This window comes from Streptomyces stelliscabiei, assembly GCF_014873495.1.
GTDB lineage: Bacteria > Actinomycetota > Actinomycetes > Streptomycetales > Streptomycetaceae > Streptomyces > Streptomyces bottropensis.
The window spans coordinates 1852260-1875580 of record NZ_JADBGF010000001.1; the positions used below are offsets into that span (position 1 = coordinate 1852260).

15 protein-coding genes and 5 pseudogenes are annotated in these 23321 nt (G+C 68.4%); 5 read left to right on the plus strand and 15 right to left on the minus strand.

Going from position 1 to position 23321, the window contains the following annotated elements:
- Positions 1 to 267 precede the first annotated feature (267 nt).
- The 5 genes from H4687_RS08015 to H4687_RS08035 form a co-directional block, all read right to left on the minus strand.
- Entirely contained in the window at positions 268 to 2778 is a 2511-nt protein-coding gene (locus tag H4687_RS08015) for an ABC transporter permease (RefSeq protein WP_006378563.1), read from the minus strand.
- 80 nt (positions 2779 to 2858) lie between these two features.
- Complete coding sequence (locus H4687_RS08020; RefSeq protein WP_006378852.1) at positions 2859 to 3638, minus strand: ABC transporter ATP-binding protein; 780 nt, start codon at positions 3636 to 3638, stop codon at positions 2859 to 2861.
- 1299 nt (positions 3639 to 4937) lie between these two features.
- Complete coding sequence (locus tag H4687_RS08025; protein WP_223786219.1) at positions 4938 to 7229, minus strand: DUF6351 family protein; 2292 nt, start codon at positions 7227 to 7229, stop codon at positions 4938 to 4940.
- Positions 7230 to 7331: 102 nt separating this feature from the next.
- Positions 7332 to 8339: a Gfo/Idh/MocA family protein gene (locus H4687_RS08030; protein WP_010358260.1), complete on the minus strand. Its 1008-nt coding sequence runs from the start codon at positions 8337 to 8339 to the stop codon at positions 7332 to 7334.
- Positions 8340 to 8795: 456 nt separating this feature from the next.
- The gene (locus tag H4687_RS08035; protein WP_010358259.1) at positions 8796 to 10085 is read right to left on the minus strand and encodes a glycoside hydrolase family 1 protein; all 1290 of its coding nucleotides are present in this window, start codon (positions 10083 to 10085) and stop codon (positions 8796 to 8798) included.
- Positions 10086 to 10424: 339 nt separating this feature from the next.
- Here H4687_RS08035 and H4687_RS08040 point away from each other — a divergent pair, with 339 nt between their 5' ends.
- Positions 10425 to 11432, plus strand: coding sequence for a LacI family DNA-binding transcriptional regulator (locus H4687_RS08040; RefSeq protein WP_006379104.1), 1008 nt, complete (start codon positions 10425 to 10427; stop codon positions 11430 to 11432).
- Between the two features lie 252 nt (positions 11433 to 11684).
- Here the strand turns inward: H4687_RS08040 and H4687_RS08045 are convergent, their stop codons facing one another.
- Entirely contained in the window at positions 11685 to 12116 is a 432-nt protein-coding gene (locus H4687_RS08045; protein ID WP_006379224.1) for a TetR/AcrR family transcriptional regulator, read from the minus strand.
- A 154-nt stretch (positions 12117 to 12270) separates the two neighbouring features.
- Here H4687_RS08045 and H4687_RS08050 point away from each other — a divergent pair, with 154 nt between their 5' ends.
- Positions 12271 to 12552, plus strand: a complete 282-nt coding sequence (locus tag H4687_RS08050; protein WP_010358257.1) for a metal-sensitive transcriptional regulator — start codon at positions 12271 to 12273, stop codon at positions 12550 to 12552.
- A 112-nt stretch (positions 12553 to 12664) separates the two neighbouring features.
- On the opposite strand, the gene H4687_RS08055 is transcribed toward H4687_RS08050, so the two are convergent.
- The 4 genes from H4687_RS08055 to H4687_RS08070 all read right to left on the minus strand — a co-directional run bounded on the left by H4687_RS08055 (position 12665) and on the right by H4687_RS08070 (position 15882).
- Positions 12665 to 13240: a rhodanese-like domain-containing protein gene (locus tag H4687_RS08055; RefSeq protein WP_010358256.1), complete on the minus strand. Its 576-nt coding sequence runs from the start codon at positions 13238 to 13240 to the stop codon at positions 12665 to 12667.
- Between the two features lie 136 nt (positions 13241 to 13376).
- Positions 13377 to 14120 carry a sulfite exporter TauE/SafE family protein gene (locus H4687_RS08060; RefSeq protein WP_006378575.1) on the minus strand — a complete coding sequence of 248 codons (744 nt, stop codon included), beginning with the start codon at positions 14118 to 14120 and terminating at the stop codon, positions 13377 to 13379.
- Positions 14117 to 14482, minus strand: a complete 366-nt coding sequence (locus tag H4687_RS08065) for a rhodanese-like domain-containing protein (RefSeq protein ID WP_046914347.1) — start codon at positions 14480 to 14482, stop codon at positions 14117 to 14119. The genes H4687_RS08060 and H4687_RS08065 overlap by 4 nt, the downstream gene beginning before the upstream one ends.
- Positions 14483 to 14517: 35 nt before the next feature.
- The gene (locus tag H4687_RS08070; protein ID WP_006378722.1) at positions 14518 to 15882 is read right to left on the minus strand and encodes an MBL fold metallo-hydrolase; all 1365 of its coding nucleotides are present in this window, start codon (positions 15880 to 15882) and stop codon (positions 14518 to 14520) included.
- A 196-nt stretch (positions 15883 to 16078) separates the two neighbouring features.
- Here H4687_RS08070 and H4687_RS08075 point away from each other — a divergent pair.
- Positions 16079 to 16467, plus strand: a pseudogene (locus H4687_RS08075) (DUF302 domain-containing protein); the annotation flags it as partial.
- A gap of 52 nt (positions 16468 to 16519) precedes the next feature.
- Here H4687_RS08075 and H4687_RS08080 read toward each other — a convergent pair.
- From H4687_RS08080 to H4687_RS08100, 5 genes and pseudogenes are all read right to left on the minus strand, one after another.
- A pseudogene (locus tag H4687_RS08080) lies at positions 16520 to 16795 on the minus strand (4-hydroxy-2-oxovalerate aldolase); the annotation flags it as partial.
- Positions 16792 to 17244 (minus strand): annotated as a pseudogene (locus H4687_RS08085) (acetaldehyde dehydrogenase (acetylating)); the annotation flags it as partial. The pseudogenes H4687_RS08085 and H4687_RS08080, both read right to left, overlap by 4 nt.
- Positions 17245 to 17487: 243 nt before the next feature.
- Positions 17488 to 18126, minus strand: a pseudogene (locus tag H4687_RS08090) (LutC/YkgG family protein).
- Positions 18123 to 18715 (minus strand): annotated as a pseudogene (locus tag H4687_RS08095) (lactate utilisation protein LutB domain-containing protein); the annotation flags it as partial. The pseudogenes H4687_RS08090 and H4687_RS08095, both read right to left, overlap by 4 nt.
- Before the next feature lie 180 nt (positions 18716 to 18895).
- Positions 18896 to 21166, minus strand: coding sequence for an MMPL family transporter (locus H4687_RS08100; RefSeq protein ID WP_006379207.1), 2271 nt, complete (start codon positions 21164 to 21166; stop codon positions 18896 to 18898).
- Positions 21167 to 21408: 242 nt separating this feature from the next.
- Between H4687_RS08100 and H4687_RS08105 the strand changes: the two genes are divergently transcribed.
- On the plus strand, positions 21409 to 22137 hold the full coding sequence (locus H4687_RS08105; protein ID WP_006378898.1) for a response regulator transcription factor: 729 nt from the start codon (positions 21409 to 21411) through the stop codon (positions 22135 to 22137).
- The gene (locus H4687_RS08110) at positions 22131 to 23234 is read left to right on the plus strand and encodes a sensor histidine kinase (RefSeq protein ID WP_010358252.1); all 1104 of its coding nucleotides are present in this window, start codon (positions 22131 to 22133) and stop codon (positions 23232 to 23234) included. The genes H4687_RS08105 and H4687_RS08110 overlap by 7 nt, the downstream gene beginning before the upstream one ends.
- The last annotated feature ends 87 nt before the right edge of the window (positions 23235 to 23321 follow it).

The following is a 23321-nucleotide window of genomic DNA, read 5'->3' on the forward strand; positions in this document are numbered from 1 at the left end:
GATGTAGTCGATACGCTTACGTGCATCGCGGGATCCCGTCAGCGGGTGCGGGTGCGTCTTCCGCCAGTGAGACGACTTCCGCCTGGCGGTGCAGGGGCGGCAGGGCGAGCGACTGCGTCAGGCGGGGGCTGCGCAGGATGTGTGCAGGAGGAGTCAGTGGACCCACCGAAGACTGACCTGTTGGGCCTGGGGGCCCCGTGCTCGCCACACAACCGTACGGCCGTAGGCACATCGATGTGCCTACGGCCGTACGGCGATTCCCTCCGTCTAGTCGGTCTTGATGGCCATGAGCATGTTCAGTCGGGACGCGTTGCGGGCCGGCCACATGGCGGCCAGGAGTCCGACGAGCGCTGCCAGCAGCAGGAAGAGCGCGAACCGGCCCCACGGCAGCACCAGCGCGTACCCGGGGATGTCCGCCTTTACGATCTCGCAGACGGCCCAGCCCAGGAAGGAACCGACTCCGATGCCGATGACCGCGCCGAAGAGGGAGATGACCACGGCCTCCAGCTGGATCATCCGCGTCACGCCTCGCCGGTCGAGTCCGACGGCTCGCAGCATGCCGACCTCGCGCTGTCGTTCGAAGACTGACATCGCGAGGGTGTTCACCACTCCCAGCACCGCGATGGCCAGGGAGATCGCGAGCAGTGCGTACAAGACGTTGAGCGCAGCATCGTATGTGCCGCTGAACTCGTTGCGGATGGCCTGCTGGTCGTCGATCTTGATCCCCGGGCGCCCGGGGAGGGCGTCAGCGAGCGCCTTCCTGTCCGTGCTGCCGTCCGTCTTGACGTAGATCTTGGAGAGGGACGCCGCGAGGGTCGATTCGATCACGTCCGCGGAGACGACGACAGGGAAGACGACCTCGTTGGACTCGAAGATAGCCCCGACGGTCACCCTGCGCTTCTTGCCGGAGTCCCCGTACACCGCTGGCAGGGTGTCCCCCACCTTCCAACCGTGGGATCGCGCTTCGTCCTCGGCAACGGCGATCTGCCCCTTGGCGAGCGTGCCCTGTGAGCCGGAGACCACCGGAAGGTCGAGTGCCTTGTCGAACTCCGCCGGGGCGATGGCTGTTACATCCTCCTGGATGCCGTCGATCTGCATCCACGACTGCTGCTCTGGCGACACGGCCCTGACGCCGGGGAGCTTGCGCACGGCGGCGACCGCCGAGGTGTCCAGGTCCACAGCAGTGGTCGTGATCATATAGTCGGCCTTGACGATGTCCGTGGTCATCCTGTCCATGGACTGACCGACAGTGACGCCGAGCACGGTCAGAGCACTGACCAGTGTGAGGCCGATGGCCAGTGCGGAGGCGGTGGCGCCGGTACGGCGCGGGTTGCGTACGGCGTTCTGGCCCGCGAGCGTGCCGGAGACACCGAAGCCCCGCCGCAGCAGCGGCCGTACGAGCGCGATCACCGGCCGGGACAGCAACGGGATCAGCACGAGGACACCGATCACCGCGAGGAAGGCACCGAACCCGACGATCATCGCGCCGCGCGAGCCGCCGGTCCCGGCGCCCGCGACGACGACCGCCGCGCCGAGCAGCGTGAGGATGCCGCCGAACACGTTCCGCAGGATCAGGGACCTGATGGTGGAGGGCAGGTGTGCGCTGCTGATCGCCGCGACCGGCGGGATCTTCGCTGCGCGACGGGCCGGCAGCCAGGCGGCCACCATGGTGACCAGCACACCGACGAATGCTGAGACCAGGACAGTCGTCGACGTGACGATCAGCGGCCCGTCCGGGAGCTTCCCTCCGCCGAAATCGACCACTGACTGTGCTATGGCGGCCATGACGGCACCGAGCCCGAGCCCAGCGACCGCACCGGCCGCGCCGACCACCATCGCCTCGATCAGCACGGAACGGGTGACCTGCCTGCGGGAGGCGCCGACCGCACGCAGCAGAGCGAGTTCCCGGGTGCGCTGGGCAGCCAGCATGGTGAAGGTATTGGCGATCAAGAAGACGCTGACGAAGAGCGCGACACCGGCGAAGGCAAGCAGTATCCCACTGAGCAGCGAGGCGTCTCCCTCCGCCAATTTTGCCTCGGCGTCGGCGAGTTGTTGACCGGTCTCGGCCTTCGCGGAGTCCGGAAGTACCTTGCCGATGGCGGCGGCGAGCTTGGTGCTCGAAACGCCGGGGGCGGCGGTGACGGTGACGTTCTCGAAGAAGCCCGGCTGGAGGTAGAGCCGCTGTGCGGACGGTGTGTCGAACAGCACCAGGCTGCCGCCTCCTGCCACCAGCTGGTCCTCGGTGGTGAAGATGCCGGAGAGCTTGTACTTCTTGGCCGGACCCGTCAGAGCGACAGGCACGGTGTCGCCGACATGGTAGCCACCCTTGTCGGCGCTGTCCTTGTCGAGCGCGATCTGCATGGCCTCTGTGGGACCGCCACCCTCGGTGAACGCGTAGAGCGGGTCCTTGCCGTTCTTGCCCGGCGCGTAGTTGGCGCCCGAGTTGAACGCGCCGCCGATGAGTCCGCCGTCTCTGTCGGAGACGTAGGCGAGTCCGTCGACCCGCCCGGCGGCTTCGGCGACCCCGTCCACACGGGCGACCTCTTCGAGCGTCTTCCGACTGATGCCGGGGGAATCGGAGTAGTGGTTGGGGTCCGGGTCGACCTGGACGTCCACGTGGGCGAAACTCTTGGCTTTCTGGCTGCTGGAGGAGTTCGTGTAGGTGTCGGTGAAGATCAGAGTGCCGGAGACGAACGCGACGCCGAGCATGACGGCGAGCACGGTCATCAGCAGTCTGGCCTTGTGCGCGAGGACGTTGCGCAGCGCTGTGCGGAACATGGTGGTGTGATCCCGGTGAAGTGAGGGGAGCTGAGGACGGAGGGGGTGCGTACCGGTTGGTCGGCTCTGCTGCGGGCCGCTCAGCTCGTACGGAACGGGGTCTCGAACGACTTCATGAGGTCGAGGACCCCGTCCGCGGTGGGCTCGTACATCTCGTCGACGATCCGGCCGTCGGCGAGGAAAACGACCCGGTCCGCGTAGGAAGCGGCGACCGGATCATGGGTGACCATGACGACGGTCTGGCCCAGCTCCCGTACCGAGTCACGCAGGAAGCCGAGGACCTCGCCGCCCGAGCGTGAGTCCAGGTTGCCGGTCGGCTCATCCCCAAAGACGATGTCCGGCTTGGAGGCGAGCGCACGGGCGACGGCGACGCGCTGCTGCTGGCCGCCGGAGAGCTGGGCGGGGCGGTGGCTGAGCCGGCCCGACAGACCGACCATCCGAATGACGCTGTCCAGCCACTCCTTGTCCGGTGTCCGGCCCGCGATGTCCATCGGGAGCGTGATGTTCTCCAACGCGGTCAGGGTGGGCAGCAGGTTGAACGCCTGGAAGATGAAGCCGACCTTGTCCCGGCGGAGTTTGGTGAGTTGCCTGTCCGTCAGTGACCCGAGCTCGACATCACCGACGCGGACCGAGCCGGAGGAGAAGCTGTCCAGCCCCGCGACACAGTGCATCAGCGTGGACTTCCCGGACCCCGAAGGCCCCATGATCGCGGTGAACTGGGACTGCCCGAAGCCGACACTGACCTGATCGAGGGCCACCACATTGGTGTCGCCCTGTCCGTAGACCTTGGAGAGCTCAGTGGCGCGGGCGGCGATGGCAGGGGCGGCGGCGCGGGGGCCGGTGGACGGGCTAGTGATCATGGGTAGCACTCCGATCGGGATAGAGACAGCGAGGGGCACGTGCCACGGGCCGTGCAAACGGCCACAAGAGGCCCATGGACGCGAGAGTCCGGGTCCATCCCGCTGGGAACCTCTCTATCGTCCGGTTCCCACAGATCCTGCGGATCAGCTGAATTGCCGACCACCTGAGGCTGATGCGAGAAAGGGTTTCGTCAGCCTCAGGTATGTCGTCGCATCAGCTCCTGGGATGACGCCCAGCGAAACAGCCTGAGAAACTGGCACGCGGTAGGGATGGTGTCCCTGGATTGGCACGGCGTGCATGCCTGCACCCCGGGACGTTAGGGCGCAGGTCAGGTGCCAAACTCACCTCGAGCTCACTGATGCAAGGCAGATCCCCGCACAGGAGACGCGCCAGAGGCTGCGACCTACGCGCGCGGGGTATCAGCCTTTCGGCCGAGGACGCTTGCGACCGCTTCGTTTCCTGGCCGTTCGGCCGAGGTGGGGCGGTTGGGCGGGCAAGCGGGCTCCCTGCCATGTCTACCGCACACCCAACTGCCCTCGTCGTCAGCCTGTGCATTCCCACGGCCCACACCGCAGTGGTCGCCTCTTCGGCCCGGACTCGGTGGATTGGCCGTCATCGCCCTTGATGATGGCAGACCGACCCTTGACTCTATAGGGGATCACCGCGCCTTCTGCTTCGCGCTGGCCGAGCACCTCTATCAGGACCTGTTCGGACCCGGCCAGGCGGAGATCCTGGTCCGGTTGCGTGCCGAGCACGCCGTCTGCTGGCCGCACGGGGTACCGGGGCGGCGGCGAAGCAGGGCTCCTGTGGGCCGAGGGGCGTGGGCTTGTGGTAGCACAGTCCGGTGCCGTGCAGACAGATGACCAGCAGGCGCGGCTGGCGTCGGCCGGTGCGCGTCTCCACCACGGGTTGCAGATGGTTTCCTCGGCGAGGACGGCGGCAGTTCGACCGGGCGCTTGCCGGGGCTACGGAGCCTACTGCGATCCGGGCCGATGTTGCTTGACGGGATGGTGCTGCGCGCGGACGTCCACCGTCTGGGTGGGACGGGGCCATGGCCGGTGCTGCCGAGTCGGCTGCTGAACGGCAAGCAGACCTCCTTCATGGCCAGGCCTCTCAATCTGTTGCCGCGGCCGAGCGCGGGCTCATGGCGATCATCCAGGACACGCGTGGCCGCTTCGTCTCCGAGGGCGAGTAGTACACCGGGTGGGACATCGAGACGTACAGGGTGCTGGGCGCCCACGGTGTAGCGCTTAGCTGGGGATGCGGGACACCGTGGGCACCGGATGAGGGGAAGCCTTTCAGGGTGTAGGGGCGGACTCCGGCGGAGCGCCCAGTGGCTGTCCGCCCGGCCCGCCGGAGAAGGTCAGCCACGGCAGAGAGGGTTGCTGGGCCACGCCTGGCTCGCGGTAGTCGCACACCCCCTCGGGGAAGGCCTTCCGCAGTCGGCCCCATTGGGCGTTGGAGAAGTCGACGGTGTAGTCGTCCCGGTTGAGTTCCTTGAGTTGGCACTTGAGGATGTTGTTGGCCGTCGGGCCCCCGGCCGCAGTCCGGGGCACACCGAAGTAAGGGTAGGTGGCGCGGCAGACGGACATATCGGAGATCTTGCGGTTGCCGATCCAGCACGCGTCGACAGCGTCGGCCGGCTTGTCGCGCACCACCTTGGTCTCGATCGGGTCGTTGGACGTGTCGGCTTCGATGCGGGTCAGCCATCTGTCCATGAGCAGGAACGCCTTCTCGCGGGCATCGCCGTCGGTTTGCACCGGAGGCACACCCGTCCAGATGATCTGATTGTCATGGCCACCGTTGGCCTGGTCGAAGCGGGCACGCATGGCGTAACTGTGGAAGTCGCTGTGGATCTCCCAGTTGCCGGGAGAGCGCAGATCGATGACGGGGACCTTGGCCGCCTCGCGGGGGTAGGTCACCCGACCGGAGCGGTATGCGACTTCCAGCGCCGCAGGGTCGGCTTCACTACGCTCCGGCTGCCACTTCCAGTCGATGTCGAGCCCGCCGACGCTCTCGTTGAGGTCGACGAACTGCTCAGCGGTGATCGTGCCGGACTCGACGGCCTTCAGGCCGTACTGGACACCGGTGTTGTCGTACGGCCGGTTGGCGAAACCGCGTTGGATGCGTTGTTCGACCGGCCCCCATGAACTCGCGGGCCTTCGGCCCCAGACGGCCACGGCGTAGTCCTGAAGAGTGCACCGCTCACCGGCAGGATTTGCCTCGGCGTCGTACACCCACGAGCGATTGGGCTCCAGAGTGGTGTGGCCGGCCAGGAATCCGCCGAGGCAGCCGGCCCCGTTGTCCGGGTCCAACCAGGTCTTGGAGTACTGCCCGTTGCCTGTCGGGTTGTCCCAGAGTGTCCGGCACACCGTCTCGAACGCGTGGCCGGTCACCGCGGTTCTGTGGGTGGTCAACGCCCACAATGGAGACCTGTCGAAGTGGTGGTCGAGTACGTGACAGTCCTCGGCCTCCTGCAGCGTGGACCAGACGTCGGGGAAGCTGCAGGAGGGCAGGATGCCGTCCAACAGACCGGGGTAGTTGGAGGTGATCCAGTGCTGCTGCATGGAACCGCCGGAGCAGCCTTGCCCGATGGTGTAGCGGATCGGGCCGTAGTTCTCGACGAAGTGCTCCTTGAGCATCACCAGCGCTTCGGTGGAGACCACGTCGTTGCAGTTCTGCCCCAGCATGTTCAGGTTGGACACCGCGACGGCGAACCCGCGGGACAGAGCCGTGTCGTTGAGAACGTTCTCCATGGGTGCGTCCTGTGAATGCCGCGGCGTGCAGTCGCCGCCGAACGGCACAAGGAGTTTTCCGTTGAAGCCGCCTTGCGGTGCCCACGGTTGCCACGGCTTGGCCGGGTCGTACAACACCGCGATGTCGTAGATGCCACGGTCCATCACGCCGCGTTCCCGGCGTACGACGTACGCGACCCGCTTGCCCTGGTCCGTCGTTGTGTATGCGAGGTCTGCGGGCGGTCTTTTCGGATCATATGCGGTGAACTGGCCGGTCAGCCAGGACTTGTAGAAGAGCTTGTACTTCGCTGGAGTATTGCACGCGACATCCTGCGGCTTCCCGAGGCCGTTCTCCTCGGTCGCGCACACCCACGGCTGTACCTGTGGCCCGGCGAACAGCGGTCCGCCGATGGGATGGCCGGTGATGGTAAGGCTTGCCGCGCCCCCCTGTGTCCGGGCCGTCATCCTGTTCTCGCCGACCTGGAGGCCGGTGACCAGGCCCAGGAAGCGGCCGTCCGGCCGGACGGCGAAAGCGGATGTCACATCCCGGCCGTCCACGTCCACGCGCACATTCTCTGGTGTTCCCCCGGAAGGCAGGGCCACCTCGACGAGGGCGTCGCCCCCGGACACCAGATCCGCGCGATTCGACAGCACCCTGATCTGAGGCGATTCCCCTGAGGCGGAGTACGCGATTCCAGTCAGCATGAGATCGAAAGCCATGACGAAAACAACCAGCCATCTGGTTCTGGCCCGTGGCGTGAGCCTGCCTGGGGGCCGTTCTGCACTGTGAGCCATCGGCTTCTCCGGCTTCGGTTGAGTAGCGACGCCGCAAGCGGCTCCACGGGTGCGGGCCACATCAGGCGGCGGAGATCCGTACCGATCCCCTCGGACGCGGTTACGGCAGCGGAGTGGCCGTAACCCCGAACGCATCCGTATGGCTGGCTGGTTGCGGGAACGTCAGTGAGTGGTGTAGCTCAGGCCGATCTGGTCGCGCACGGTGTCGAGCGTGCGCATCACCGCCACGGTCTCGTCCAGAGGCATGATCTCGCTCTCCAACTCCCCTGCGCGTAGCCGCTCCTGGACGTGCCGGATCTGGCGGTGCAGGCCGCCGCCCGCCGTGTCGTCGCCGTCGCCCTCGCGGGCGGCGGGCAGACTCAGGCGTTCGGTGGTGCCCCGCGTCTGCACGGTCAGTTCGTCCGGGCAGTGCATCAGGAACGGCAGTTCGATGTGACCTTCGGTGCCGGTGATACGGGCTGTGCAACCGAGGTTCGCCCGCATGGAACTCTGGGCCAGCGCGACCGCCCCACTGTCGTACCCGGAGAGGACAGCGACATGCTCGTCGACGCCGGTCGAGCCGAGTGTGCCGTACGCCGTGACCCGGTCGGGCGTACCCAGCACCATGCTGGCCAGCGATAGGGGATACACACCCAGGTCGAGCAGGGAACCGCCACCCAGCGCGCGATCGAACAGACGGTGTTCGGGGTCCGCCGGGAATTGGAAGCCGAAGTCGGCCTCCAGGGACTGGACTTCACCGATGACGTCCTCGGCGAGCAGTTCTCTGACTTTGACATAGGCCGGCAGGAACCGGCTCCACATCGCCTCCATCAGGAACAGGCCCCGTTCCCTGGACACAGCCACCATTTCAGCGGCCTGCTCCGCGTCCAGCGAGAACGCCTTCTCGCACAACACTGGACGCCCCGCGTTCAGGAACAGCAACGTGTGCTCGTGATGGTGGGAGTGGGGCGATGCGACGTAGACAATGTCGACAGTGTCATCGGCGGCCAGATCTTCGTACGAAGCGTGCCGGTGTCGCGCGGCGATGCCGTGCTTCTCGCCGAACGCGTCGGCCCCTTTCCGACTGCGGGAGCCGACGGCGACCAAGTGGGCGTCAGGCAACCGGCCCAACGCGTCCGCAAAACTGTTTGCTATGACACCAGTGCCGGCGATGCCCCAGCGGAACGACATGAGAACTCCTTGTTGCTGTGATGGTGATCATGGGATGGCGCTGTGGGCACCGGAACCACGAGGTGGGTGCGGCCTACGGCGGCGACGAACCGCCACCTGGCGTCGTTGGCTCTGATCCAAGGCCGACCGGGCGGTTGTCCTGCGGTACGGGGATGGTGGAGCCAGGCCAGGTGCGTTCGCCACAGTCCATGACGTTCATCGAGACGCCTGCTCCGCAGCCGCATGCAAATTAGGTCGCCCGCCTGACGCGCGCAGTGACCTGGACCGTGCGTGGCGCGATCTGGTCGTTCAGCGCCGCCGATATTCGTATGCGACGCTCGCCCTGGGCCAGTTGCGTGCATGTGGTATCGAAGACCTCAAGGCCTGTCGGCGCCGCTTCGAGGGCGGACTCGGCCACGCCACCCAGCGGGCGAACGGCTCATGCCGAGGTAGCCGTACCGTGTCCCAGGCGGCGGCTCATGTTGGCATCCGGTTGATCCGGGCCACGTCGCCATACCAATGTGCCGATGGTTTGACGACCCGCTCCTGAGTGCTGCGGTCGACCGCCACGAGCCCGTACTTGGGGCCGTAGCCGTCCCACCACTCGAAGTTGTCCAGCAGTGACCAGTGGACGTAGCCGGTGATGGGCAGTCCGTCGCCGATCAGCCGGTGCACGACGCGCAGACCTGCTCGAATGTAGTCGATACGCTCGCTGTCGACGTCGGTCGCGACACCGTGCTCGGTGAGGACGATCTCCTTGCCGGGGAAGAGGCCCGCCACTCGCCGGGTCGTGGCCTCGACCGCCTCAGGAGCCCACAGATATCCCATCTGGGTGCGGCGGCCCTCGCCGACGGGTGCTCCTTCCGCAGACACGGCTGCCGCTTGGCGGCGCAGGTACGGCAGGGCGAGCGACTGCGTAAGGCGACGGCTGCGCAGAAGCGCCGCGCTGAGGGGTTTGGTGATGCGGGGGGCGTTGACGTCGAGGCGGGTGTAGGTCTGGACGCCGATGAAGTCGTCGTCGGCGGTCTCGGCGAAGAACCTGTCTTCGTGGAGTTCCCGAGCCCATTCCATCGCTGGGACTCCGCCGGGATTGGCGTGCCAGTCCTGCAGCGCATGGGCCATGCCGACCTTGACGCCGGGTGCGAGTTCACGGATGACCTCTCGGGCATTGCGGTGTGCGGCGATCACTCCTGAGGCTGCGGCGTCGAACGCGTCGAGGTTCCGGACGAAGGGCGGAGTCGGGAAGGTGCCCAGATACCCCCGCGTGATCATGTTGCCGGGCTCGTTGATCGTGCAGATGTAGGGAGCACGGTTCTGTAGATGTTCCATCACGTGCCTGGTGTAGCGCGTGAACCAGGCCGGGAGTTCGGCATTGGTCCAGGCTCCGGCGTGGGTGACCCAGGCCGGCAACGTGAAGTGCTGCAGCGTGATCATCGGTGTGACGCCGTGGGTCAGGCAGGTCTCGACCATGTCGGCGTAGTGTTGGAGCGCCTCGCGGTCGAATTCTCCCTGGCGGGGCTCGACTCGTGCCCACTCCACGGAGAAGCGGTAGGTGTTCAGTCCGAGTTCCGCGAGCAGCGCGATGTCGTCCTTGTAACGGTTGAAGTGGTCGCACGCCATGCCGGAGGGCCCTGCCATGGGCGCCTTGGGCGCTGGGTCGGTCTCCCATTCCCACCAGTCGCTGTTCGCGTTGTTGCCTTCGACCTGATGTGCGGCTGTCGCGGCCCCCCAAAGGAAGCGCTCGGGGAAGATCAACGGTTCGGGCACGATCAGCAGCTCCTGAGGTTCTGAGTTCGTAGGGATCAGGCGCGCGGTCGTCGAGCAGAACGAATCTGCATGTCTGCGGACGACCTCGAACCCCGCACGGGCTGCGTGGGTTCTGCTCCGCCGGAACACGGAGCAGAACCGATCGTGCCCCTTCAGGGGTAAGCCGTGGATTGGCACCGGCCCCTCTCAGGGCCCTTAGGGGGTGGTTGTCGGAGCGGCATGACGAGTCCCCGTGGCCACGGGGACGCCCTACCGACTATTCATTCACTAACGCGCGTTAGTGAGTGCGGGTACAGTACATCAGGCGTGGTACACCCACAAGAGCGGAAGGGGCGATGGATGGCGGGCGAGGCCGCTGCTCGGCCGGAGGGCCGGGTCACCAGTTCCGACGTCGCCCGGGAGGCCGGAGTCTCCAGGGCCACTGTCAGCTTCGTGCTCAACGGCACCAAGGGGCAGACGATCTCCGAGTCGACGCGGCAGCGCGTCCTCGAAGCGGCGGCCCGGCTGCGCTATGCCCCCTCGGCGGAGGCCCGGACGCTCAGCCGCGGCCGGAGTGACGTCGTGCTCCTCTATCAGCCCCCTCAGTTGCCGCTGACCGACCTGGGCACACTGGTCGAGTTTCTCTCGGCGGAGTTCGCGGCCGTCGGGCTCACTGCGGTGATCCATCCGTGGTCCCGCAGGCCCGATGGTGATGTGTGGACCGTCATCACGCCCGTGGCCGTCCTCGCATGGGACCTGCCCGATAATGACGTCGCCGCGATGCGGCGCAATGGCGTACGCGCCGTGGTCTCTCTCACCGCCGAGTCCGACCCCGTCGCGCAGTGGATCTGGGGAGCCCGGGAAAACAGCATCGCCCGGCTGCAGGTCGAGCGACTGCTCAGGGCGGGGCACCGTCGGCTCGGCTACGCCCGCCCGCACGACGAACGCCTGGCCGAGGCGAGCGAGATGCGCCTGAAAGCACTGCAGGGAGCCTGCGCCGAGCACGGTGTGCCGGGCCCGGTGGCTCTGGCTGTTCCCTGCGACGAGGTGGGAGCCGGAGCCGCTGTCGAGGCATGGCGTGGGATGACCCCCGCCGTCACCGGCGTGTGCGCCCACGACGATGTGGCAGCCTTGGCCGTCCTCGCGGGTCTACGCGAGCAAGGACTAGCCGCGCCGTCGGACCTGGCCGTGATCGGCGCGGTCGATTCGCCGGCCGCACGCCTCGCAGCCCCGCCGTTGACGATGGTGGCAGTAGATATGCGGGACACCGCACGACATCTCGTCGAGGCGATCATCAGTCTCCTCGACGGACGGCCCGTCCCTATCGGTCCTGAGGTCACCCGGGTGATCGAGCGTCGCTCAGTCTGATCTCGGATCACGCCCCGCCGCGCCGCAGCAGGCTGGATGCTGTCTCCTCCGACCGCGGTGAGGGCGTAGGATGGCGCTTGCGCGCGCTACTAACGCGCTTTAGTTATTGTGGATGATGAGATCGAGACGGCAATGCCTCGTCGGCGCGAGGACCCGGGCGCGACTGGTTACTGCGGATCCGGCGACACGATGCGACGGTCAGGCGAGGCGCAGTCGTTGAGCCGGTCACCTCGCTGATCGCCACAAACGCCCTCACGGAAATCGTCTCCCTAAAGGCGGCCTAGAGGCGTCCCGGCCCAGGGTGTGTAGCACTGCCCGGCACAGCCTGTCCTCGGCGAACCGAAAGTGGTAGTCGGGGTTGACGGAATAGTCGACGGCGATGGCCCGTACCATCGCCGAGCACAGCAGGGGCCGGTCCAGCAAGGACCGGGTCAGGGCCACCAGCCGATCGCCGACGGTGGCGCCCGGATCGTTCCCAGGGGATTGCCAGCAGTCCTCAACAAAGCCGTCGATATGCGTCTTCCACAGCGCTGCGAACAAGTGCACCTTGGAGGGGAAGTAACGATAGAGCGTGCCGAGTGCCAGGTCGGCGGCCTTGGCGACCTCCTGCATCTGCACTCGTTCGTAGGCCACATCGGCGCCCAGCTCGGCAGCGACTTCCAGAATGCGTTCGCGCCGTGCCACCTCCGTCGATGACGGTCAGCTCGTACGGGCGGGCGTTGGCCTGATCGGCACTGAGGGCGGTGGTGGTGGAGCGACGGGGATTTTCCTTTGCCCGGGTGAGGTTACTCCTTCGGTAAGATACCCAAGGGGGTATCTTACCGAAGGAGTGTGGGTTGTGGAACTGGCGATGGCGGCTGAGGAACTGAAGACGGTGGTCAACCGGCTGCGCCGGGCGCAGGGTCAGATCGCCGGTGTGATCAAGATGATCGAGGAGGGGCGGGACTGCGAGGACGTCGTCACCCAGCTCGCCGCGGCGTCCAGGGCTTTGGACAAGGCCGGTTTCGCGATCATCGCCACGGGGCTGCAGCACTGCCTGACCGATGCGGACATGGCTGCTTCCGGTGACCGGGAGCAGATGCGTACTCGGCTGGAGAAGCTGTTCCTTTCTCTGGCCTGAGCTGTGGTGCCGCGACGCCGGATCACCCGCCCGGTTCGGAGCTGTTGGCCACATGGCCTGGATACGAAAGGGGAGGGATCCGGAGCCAGGTCCCTCCCCTTTGTGGTGTGGTTCAGCGGTTGCGTAGTGCGGCCAGTGTGTTGTCGAGGTCGGCGGCGCGGGGGCGGTTGTGGGGGAGCTTGGCGAGCATGGCGGCCATGCCGCAGGTGTTGGTCAGGGCGGAGTAGACCAGACCGCCCGCGATGCCGGCGGAGATGAGCTGGAAGGCGGGGTGGACGACGAGCCCGAGCAGCAGGCCGAGCAGCACGGTCACTCCTGCGGTGAGCCTCACCTGTCGCTCCATTCCCCAGGTGGCGCGGGAGGCGCCCTGGGGGCGGTGGAGCTCGTGGCCGTCGGCCGCCCAGGCACCGGTGCCTCCTGACAGGGTGGCGGTGGTGACGCCGTTCTCTGCGAGGATCTTGCAGGCGTTCTCGGAGCGGGCGCCCGAGGCGCAGACGACCAGGACGTCGCCGCGGTCGGTGGCGTGACGGATGTCGGGCAGCGCGCGCCGGATCTGGTCGAGGGGGATGTTGAGCGCGCCGGGGAGATGACCGCCGGCGTATTCGCCCGGGGTGCGCACGTCGATGATGGTCAGTTCGTGCAGGCGGGTGCGCGCCTCGTCGGTGGCGAGGGCCGTGGGTGTGGTCATGGCAGATGTCATCCTTGTGTGTCGGAGTGTGCTGAGCTTGATCTGGCGGGAGCCGGACTGAGGGCGGTCCTGAGATGCGCGGTGGGGCTGGAGAAGCTCTCCTGGTCCTGGTCTGAGCCGGTCGCGGCCCTCGTGTTCAGACGATCACGTCAACGAGCATGAAGGCCGCCACTGCCAGCAGTACGCCGGCGAAAACTCTCTGAAGAGTGGTGCCGGAGATCTTCGTCGCGAGGCGTTTGCCGTCCCAGGCTCCGAGGATCGCGGCTCCGGTGAAGGGGCCGATGACCTCCCAGTGGAGCCCGCCACCGGTGCCGGTGCGAGCGGCGAGCGCGGCGAGGGAGTTCACCGTGATGACGAGCAGGCTGGTGCCCACCGCCCGCCGCATGGCCAGTCCCAGGACGCCCACCAGGGCGGGCACGGCGAGGAATCCCCCGCCGACCCCCAGAAAGCCCGTCACGGCGCCGAGTCCGGCACCGGCGCCAGCCGCCCTGCCGGGACGGATCCGGTCCGGCGGCCCGGACGCGGACGGACGCAACATACGCAGAGCCGCCAGCGCGGCGATGACCGCGAACGCCGCCGTCAGCACCGCTTCGGGCAGGCGCCCTGCAACAGCTCCGGCGAGAAAGGCGGGGACGATGCCCGCCGCAGCGAACAACGCCCCTGTCTTCCATGCCACGTTCCCGCCGCGGGCGTGGGCGTACAGGGCGGTGGCGGAGGTGGCGGTGACGATGATCAGGCTGGCGGTGGTGGCGGCGGCCGGGGTGAAGCCGAGCAGATAGATCAGTGCCGGTACGGCAAGGACGCTGCCACCGCCGCCGAGGGCCCCGAGCGCGAGACCGATGACGGCCCCGGCGATGAGGGCGAGAACGAGTACGGTCACGCTATCCGGCCGCTGTTCCCGCGTTCGTCGACGACCGGGTGCCCGGCGGCGGCCCACGCGTTCATACCGCCCTCGACGTCCACCACCTGCGCTCCGCGGTCGGTGAGGAGCTTCGCGGCCTGCTGGGAGCGGTGTCCACTGCGGCAGATCACCACCAGCGGACGGCCCTGCGCCTCGGCGGGCAGGATGGTGCCGGCGACCAGGTTCGTCAGCGGTACGTGGATGGCGCCCGGGGCGTGGCCCGAGTTCCATTCGGGCTTCTCGCGGACGTCCAGCAGGACGGCGTCAGGCCGGTCGCCGCTGGTACGGCTGTGTGCCTCGTCGACCGTGACACGGGGCCCGTTTCGGCGAAAGAGGAACATCACACGCTTCCTTCCTTGCGGGAGATCGGCCGAACTCAGGCGGAGGCCAGGGGCAGCCCGGCATCCGCCGCGGCGTCGAAGGCGTCGTCGACGGCGACCACCTTGCGGCCGGCGGCATCGAGGAGGGAGGCGGCGATCGCCGCGCGCATCCCGCCGGCGCAGTGCACCCACACCGTCCCGTCCGGCACCTCGCCGATACGGCCGTGCAGCTCGTGGATCGGGATGTGGACCGAGCCGTCGATGTAGCCGCCTACGCGCTCCGAGTCCCGGCGCACATCCAGGACGACCACCTCGTCGCCGCGCTCGCGCACCTGGGCAAGGTCGGCGAAGCGGGCACGCGGGAAAGAAGCGAGCCTCTCGCCCTCATGGACCCAGCCGGCCGGGTCGCCGGTGGCGGCGGCGGCCGGGCGGTCGATGCCTACCCGCGCGAGTTCCCGCTGCGCGGCGCTGATCTGCTCCGGGGTGTCGGCGAGCAGGGTGACGGGCTTGCCCCAGGGGATCAGCCAGGCCAGGTAGGTGGCGAGCTTGCCCTCGCCCTCGAAGTTGAACGAGCCGGCCACGTGCCCCTCGGCGAAGGCCATGCGGCTGCGCAGGTCCACCACCCACTCACCGGCGGCCAGCCGGGAGGAGATTTCGCCTGCATCCGCACGCCTCGGCGGGGTGAGGTCGACGGGGGCGGGGCCGGCGGCGTTGGCCGGGCCCATGTGCGCGTAGTAGGCGGGCACGTCCTCCAGCCCGGCGAGCATCCGCTGAACGAAGGTGTCCACGTCCAGGGTGAGCGCGTCGTTGCTGGTGCGTTCCTTGCCGATCGTGGTCGCGTCCCCCTCGGCCTGGGCGGAGGAGCAGAAGCTGCCGAACCCGTGGGTGGGCAGCACCGGCACCTCGTCGTCCAGCTCGGCGGTCAGGCGGTGGGCGGAGGCGTGCTGGGCCCGGGCCAGCTGCTCCGTCAGCCGAGGCTCCACCAGGTCAGGGCGGCCCACCGTACCGATCAGCAGCGATCCGCCGGTGAACGCCGCCACGCCGCGCCCGTCCTGCTCCAGGACGTAGGAGGTGTGGTGCGGGGTGTGCCCGGGCGTGGCGATCGCACGCAGGACCAGACCCGCGTCCACGTCCACGGTGTCGCCATCGGCGACCGGGGTGCGGGCGAAGGACACGTGCGCCGCGGCCGGCACCAGATAGGAGGCGCCGGTGACGCGGGCCAACTCCAGGCCACCGGTGACGTAGTCGTTGTGCACGTGGGTCTCCGCCACGTACGCGATGCGCACCCCGCGCCTGGCGGCGGCGGCGATCACCTGGTCGATGTCGCGCGGCGGATCGATAACCACCGCGGCAGCGGCCCCGCCGGCCAGGTAGCTGCGGTTGCCCAGACCCTCGAACTCAAGAGTGTCGACGAAGAACACGACTGCGGCTCCTCCACAAGAACGGTGTACCCCGGGGGGTATTCGGCACCTACCCTAACAGGGGTACCCCGGGGGGTATTCCTGTGGTCCTGGACGTCCCCCATATCTCCGGGTGCGGCATTGCGTCCGCTGCGCCGGGTACCCGGCGGGGTATCAAGGAACCGGGTTTTCCGCCTCACCGAAGGAGCAGCGCACCGTGTCCTACGACCGCACCGTCCGACTGGCCGTCACCGACTTCGACGCCGCCACCGCCGCCGTCCGCCAGGCCTTGGCCGACCAGGGGTTCGGCATCCTCACCGAGATCGACGTCCAGGCCACGCTGAAGGCCAAGCTCGGCCACGACATGGAGAACTACCTAATCCTGGGCGCCTGCAACCCGCCGCTCGCCCACCACGCCCTGGAGGCCTACCGCTCCATCGGCCTGCTCCTGCCCTGCAACGTCGTCGTCCGCCGCGACGGCGACCACACGCTCGTCCAGGCCCTCGACCCGGACACCATGGTCACCTCACCGGCCTGGACGCCCTCAAGCCCGTCGCCGACGAAGCCACCGCCCGACTCGACGCCGCGCTCAGCGCCCTGGCCGCCACCTGCCCTCTCCCCGGTTCGGCATCTGGCCGACCCCGGCACGCGGTGCGCGGATCGTGCCCACGCCTGGCAGCAGGAGAGTGGTGAGCCGGGCCCGTTTCAGTACGGAGGCCGCGGTCTCGATCCACTCCCAGTCGGTGTGCGAGCCGGGCCCGTAGTTGACCGAACTGCCCGCCAGACCGTCGCCGTGTGCGATCTCGATCGCGTCCACGCCGGCCTCGTCGAGCGCTGTCACGATGCGGGCGACATCGACAGGGCTGATGCGGTGGCGAACGGCGTGCATGCCGTCCCGGAGGGTGACGTCCTGGACGTAGATCTGCGTGGTCATCGGCTGTCCGCCTTCGCTGCGGCGATCCGCTCGGCGACTTGGAGTCCCGCCGCGGTCATGATGTCGAGGTTGCCTGCGTAGGCGGGCAGATAGTGTGCGGCGCCCTCGACCTCCAGGAACACCGACACCTGATGGGTGGGGCGCCGGGTGCCGGCTTCGAGCAGGGTGTCCAGTGGCTGGTCGCCGGGGATCTCGGTGATCTGCGTCTGCTGTTTGAGCCGATACCCCGGGACGTAGGCCGCCACGTCGGCCACCATCTTCTCGATGCTCTGCCGGATATCGGACCAGGCGGCCGGGTCGGGGGCGTCGACCAGGACGAAGACCGTGTCACGCATGATCAGCGGCGGCTCGGCGGGGTTCAGGACGATGATCGCCTTGCCGCGCTGTGCGCCGCCGACCTTCTCGATCGCTCCGGCGGTCGTCGTGGTCTCGGATCGCACGAAGGCGCGGCCTGCTCGCGACTTTGGGTGAGCGAGCCGTGGCGGAGGCACGGCTGATGTTCCCGCATCAGCCTCCAAGCGCACGAGTCCGGCTGGACGCCCTCGGACCGAGCCTGGCGGACGAACTGGCACGGATGCACAGAAGGGCTCCGTTCCGCGGCAGCACGGCTCTCAGATCGTCGTTCTCCACGGACCTCAGACGATCCTGCTTTCCTACCGCAGGAGGTGAGCAGAGCCCGATGCGAGCATTTCCTACTCGCCATTCCTGTTCACCGGGATCACTTCCAGGGTGCGCGAACCGTGCACCCCCTCGACCCGGTCCAGCCCGACGTCGCTGGTCGCTGAAGAACCGGAGATCCACGTCAACGGACTTACCGGTTCGAGGCGTTCGAGGCCCTGCGGCACCGCGGAGACGACCTGGTCCGGGACCCGTACGACGCAGATGCGCTGGTCGGGCATGAGCGTGATGCGGCGGCGGCCCTGGCCGGGGGAGCCGTCGAGGACGACGGTGCCGGACTCGGCGACGGCCACCGCGCACGCCGTCACCACACTGTCGATCCGGTCCAGCTCGTGCGGGGTGCTCGGCCCGGTCCGGGACCTGCTCGGCGTCGGCGTCCGCGAGCCAGGACTGCTCCAGCCCCGACGGCACCAGGACCGTCTGGAACCCCGCGCCGCCGGCATCCCGGCGAGCGTCGCGGGCAGGTCCGCTGCGGTGCAGTGGTGCACGATCGCCCGGTAGTCGGCGAGGTTCTCGGCCAGGAGGTCCGCCGTCTCCTCGACGCCGCGGTCCCCGTGCTCCCGCAGATACGTCCGCTCGATCGGAGCGTCCTCGCCCGAGACATCGGACAGCGCGCGCCGCACCCGGCCCAGGATCCGCTCCCTGCTGCTCACTTCGAGCCCCCCTTCTCCGAGCGGCCGCCGTCGGTCCGCGGCCACCAGTCGCGGAACGGCTCCACGGGTAGGGCCGGAAGATCCCGGGTACCGCTCCAGGCCTGCCCGGCCCCGGAAGCGAACGCGGATGCAGCCGCCGGGTGCGCGAGGTCGGCCGCTGTCCGGTGCGCAGGACACCGGGGCGGGCGAACGCCCAGCGGGCCGCCCGCATCGCCGCCCGCTCGGCCGCGTGCCCCTTGGCGGGCTTGAGCACCACCTTGTTGCCCTCGCGGACCACCAGCCCGCCCTGAACGACCCGTTCCCGCAGATGCACCAGCACCTCGGGGATGTCGATGGCGACCGGGCAGACCTTGTAGCAGGCCCCGCACAGCGAGGAGGCGTACGGCAGCGGGGCGTCGATCTCGCTTTCCGTGCCGCGCAGTTGGGGGCTGAGGATCGCACCGATCGGGCCCGGTTAGACCGAGCCGCAGGCGTGGCCGGAAGCGTGGCCGCAGGCCCACTCGTAGACCGGGCAGACGTTGAGACAGGCCGAGCAGCAGATGCAGTGCAGGGCCTGGCGGCCGACCTCGTCGGCGACGGAATCGGAGCGAAGCGGCCGACTTCGAAGAATCGGCACGCTCAACAGGAACCGGGTCCAACGCCCGCGCGGATCACCCCCTGCAGGAGACAGGCATACTCGAATCCCGAACGTTGATAGTTTTCTGATGTGGACCACTTCCAGATCGGCGTGCGGTCAACTCCTGGCGCCGCCCACACGCCGATGGGCTCCTCAGTACCGTCGTGCACCCGCGCCGCTCACCGGGGCTGCCGCCCGGTCGGCGTCGCGCGGCTGCCGTGCCGCCCGATCCCATCCCGCCGGCCCGGACGCCTGCGTCAGCCTGCTCGTCAGTCGCTCCCCCTCGATGTCCATGTCCGGCAGCGCTCGGTGCAGGAACCGGGGCAGCCACCATGCCTTACGGCCCAGGACCGCCATCACGGCGGGGACAAGCGTCATCCGGACAACGAACGCGTCCAGGAGCACGCCGACGCCGAGCGCAAAGCCCATGCCTTTGATGACCTGCATGTCGGCGAAGACGAACGACCCGAACACCGCGATCATGATCAGCGCGGCAGCGATCACGACCTTCGCGCCGTGCCCGAATCCGCGGACCATCGCCTCGACCGGCGGCAGCCCATGGGCGTACTCCTCCCGCATCCGGGAGACGAGAAAGACCTCGTAGTCCATAGCGAGGCCGAAGAGGATGCCCACCAGCAGCATCGGCAGGAAACTCAGGACCGGGCCGGTGGTCTTGATGCCGAGCAGGTCGGAGAGCCAGCCCCACTGGAACACCGCCACCAGCGCGCCCAGCGAAGCACCGAGGGACAGCAGGAACCCCAGGGCCGCCTTGAGCGGGACGGCGAGGGCGCGGAACACCACGACGAGGAGGAGGAGCGCCAGGCCCATCACCAGCAGGCAGTACACGGGCAGGGCGGAGGAGAGCTTGTTCGCCACGTCGATGTTGACGGCGGTGGTGCCGGTGACATTGATCTCGGTGCCGCTGTTCTTCTCCACGGCGCCTCGGGCGTTCCGTATCTCTGCCAGGACCCGCTTGGTCGTCTCGGTCTCCGGGCCACCGGTGGATGTGACGCTGAGCAGTGCCGCATGACCGGACTCGGCACGGACCGCGGGGGTCACGGAGGCCACCCCAGGCAGGTCCCGCACCACACCGGCCATGCGCTCGGCGGCCGGGACGACCTCCGTCCTTTCACCCTGTACCAGCACGACCAGCGTGCCGCTGTAGCCGGGGCCGAATCCGTCGTCCACGAGCTTCTGTGCCCTGCCCGCGGAGGTGTCGGGATCCTGCGTGCCGCCGAGCCCCAGTCGGAGATCCGCCGCAGGGACAGCGAGGACGCCCAGGCCCACCAGAGAGACGAGCAAGACGCTCCACCGGCGGCGGGCCACCATGGCCGCCCAACGCTGCCCTGCGGGCTGACGTGCCGAGACGGGGGCGCGCTCGACGGAACGACGCAGGACGGGGACCGTGCTGGTGGCGATGTTCCGTCCCATCAGGCCGAGTACGGCCGGCAGCAGTGTGACGGCGATCGACACGGAGACGACGACCGTCGCCGCAGCACCCAGTCCCATGACGGTAAGGAACGGGATGTTCACCACGGAGAGCGCGGCCAGTGCGATGACGACGGTCGCGCCGGCGAAGACGACCGCTCCACCGGCCGTCCCGGTCGCCAGGCCGGCCGACTCCTCTGGTTCCATGCCCGCCCTGACCTGGGTCTGGTGCCTGGAGACGATGAACAGGGCGTAGTCGATGCCCACGGCCAGGCCCAGCATCACGGCGAGGATCACCGAGGTGCTGTCCATCGTGACGACGCTGGTCAGACTCAGCAGGCCGAGCACACCCACGGCAACCCCGACGAGCGCGGTCGCGACGGGAATGACCGCGGCACGCAGGGAGCGGAAGACGAAGACCAGAATGCCCAGGGCGATGAGCACGCCCACGGCTTCCCCGGGGCCCATCACCTTGACCTCGACCTTGGAGAAGGCGTCTCCGCCGATCTCCCCGGTCAGCCCCTCGCGACGTGCCTCGGCCACGAGTCGCTCGACGCCGTTGGTGGTCGCCTCGGAAAGGGTGCCGGTCTTGTCGGTGGTGAAGGTCAGTGCGGCGATGCCCGTCCGGCCGTCGGCCGAGACCGTCCCCGACGACGCGGAGGGTGCGGTGACCGACCTGACGCCCAGAACATCCGCCGCCTCATCGACCGTTCGCCGTACGATGCGGGCCACGTCGCCGGTCGTGAGGGTCTCACCGCGTGGGGCCCGAAAGACGATCCTTCCGGTGAGGTGGGACTGGTCGCTGGGGAACTCTGCCTGCACGACGTCGAGCGTGCGCTGGGCCTCGGTACCCGGGATGGTCGTCGAGGTGGTGAACGGCTTCATCAGGCCGAGGGCCGCCAGGACCGCGACGAGCAGCAGTACGGACCAAGCGCCGATGACGGACCATTTCCGCCGGTAGGCGAAACGGCCCAGGCGGTACAGCAGGGTGGACACGCGAAGACTCCCGATGGCCGGGGAATGGGAAATGAGCAGTGCCCCGACCGGTGGAGGACGCCAGTCGCCGAGGCCTGCCTTATCCACCGTAGGAACGCCTCCGGGCCACACTCCGCGAAACGGCCCTTCGGGACCGCTGTTCACACACAACTCCCATGGAACGCGCCACGCGGGTCGGAGACGATCAATTGAGCACCGAAGGCGGGCAGGGTCCCGCGGCACTGAGGAAAGGGTTGACGCGCATGCCCGACGAGAACGCCGCAGCCGTGGCGGAGTCCGAGCCACCGCTCGGGCGATTGCTCGTCGTCGACGACGAGCCGGCGATCCTGGACACCGTCGGCCGTTTCCTGCGGTTCATCGGCTACGAGGTCCGGACGGCCGCCACGGTGAAGGAAGCCCTTGCCGAGGCCCGCGACCACCTTCCCGAGCTCATCCTGCTGGACATCATGCTCCCGGACGGCGACGGCATCGAGGTCATGCGGCGGTTGCGCGCCGACGGCCTCCCGCACGCGGTTGTCTTCCTCACCGCACGTGACACACGTAAGGACCTGGTCAAGGCACTCGCAGCGGGTGGTGACGACTACGTCACCAAACCGTTCGGTCTCGACGAGGTGGCCGCCCGGATCGGTGCTGTGCTGCGCCGCACCCGCAGACCCGAGCACGAGAGCTCCGTCCTGCGGGTCGCCGACCTCGAACTCGACCCGGCCACCCACTCCGTACGCCGCGGCGGCACTGCGATCGGTCTCTCCCCGACCGAGTTCCGGCTGCTGCGCTACCTGATGCTGCACAGCGGTCGGATCGTGCCCCGGGCCCAACTCCTCGAACACGTCTGGTCGTACGACTTCAACGGCGACGACACCGTGGTCGCCACGTATATCAGCTACCTGCGCCGCAAACTCGACGCGCTCGGTCCACCCTTGATCCACACCCAGCGGGGCATCGGCTACGCCATCCGGGAGCCGGGATGCTGAAGCGGTTGCGCCGGTCGCCGCTTCGCGCGCGCCTGAGCATGGTCGTCACGGTGCTGTGCGCCGGCGCCATGGCAGCCACGGCACTCAGCTGGATTCTCAGCGGCGATCCGGCCGTGATCGTGCTCGTGGAACTGGCAGGGCTGACCGGTGTGGCCCTGGTGAGCACTACTGTCGTACGGCGGGAACTGCGCCCGCTGGAGCGGGCTGCGGACACGGCCGACACCATCGCCGCCGGCGACTTCGCCCAGCGGTTGACCGTAGCCGCCTCAGCACCCACCACGGAGGTCGGACGCCTCGCGGACGCCTTGAACGGGATGCTCGACCAGATCCAGGCCGCGCTCACCGCCCGCGAGCAGTCCGAGGAGCGGATGCGTCAGTTCGTGGCGGACGCCTCGCACGAACTGCGCACGCCGCTCCAATCCCTGCGCGGCTACGCCGAGTTGTACCAGAGCGGGGCGCTGCCGGACCGGGCCGCGGTGAACGAGGCGGTGGAGCGGATGCTCTCCGAGATCCATCGCATGACACGGCTGGTCGAGTCGCTCCTCGGGCTTGCCCGGTTCGACGAGCAGGACGAGGCAAGTCTTGAGCCGGTTGACCTGAGCGGGCTCGTACGCGACTGCTGCCGCGACGCCAGGGCAGTGGAGCCGTCACGGCCGACCGGGGCGTACATCGAGCCCGACGTGACAGTCAGCGGGGACGAGGCCCAGTTGCGGAGCCTGCTCAGCAATCTGCTCGGCAACGTCCGTATGCACACGGCACCGGATGTTCCCTGTCGGGTCACTCTGAGCACGTCGGGCGACGAGGTGATGCTACGGGTGGAGGACTTCGGCCCGGGTATCCCCCATGAGTCGCTCACCCACGTCTTCGACCGGTTCTATCGCGCCGACAAGGGCCGCAGCCGTGTCGACGGAGGCAGCGGGCTGGGACTGGCTATCGTGGCGGCGATCACGGACCTGCACCACGGCAGGATCCGTCTGGACAGCGTCCCCGGCCGTGGCACGCGGGTGGACGTCCTTCTGCCCGCGTCCCGCACCGGGTCGGTATCGGTCGATCGGGACACACTGCCGCGCTCGTCGGCAGATCGCGCTGAATGCTGACTTCGGCGGCCTGTCCCGGGGGCCCGCTCGTGACGAGCGGGCAGACCCGTCTGTCGGACACGGCCGTCCAAGGCCGCGAACTTCTTC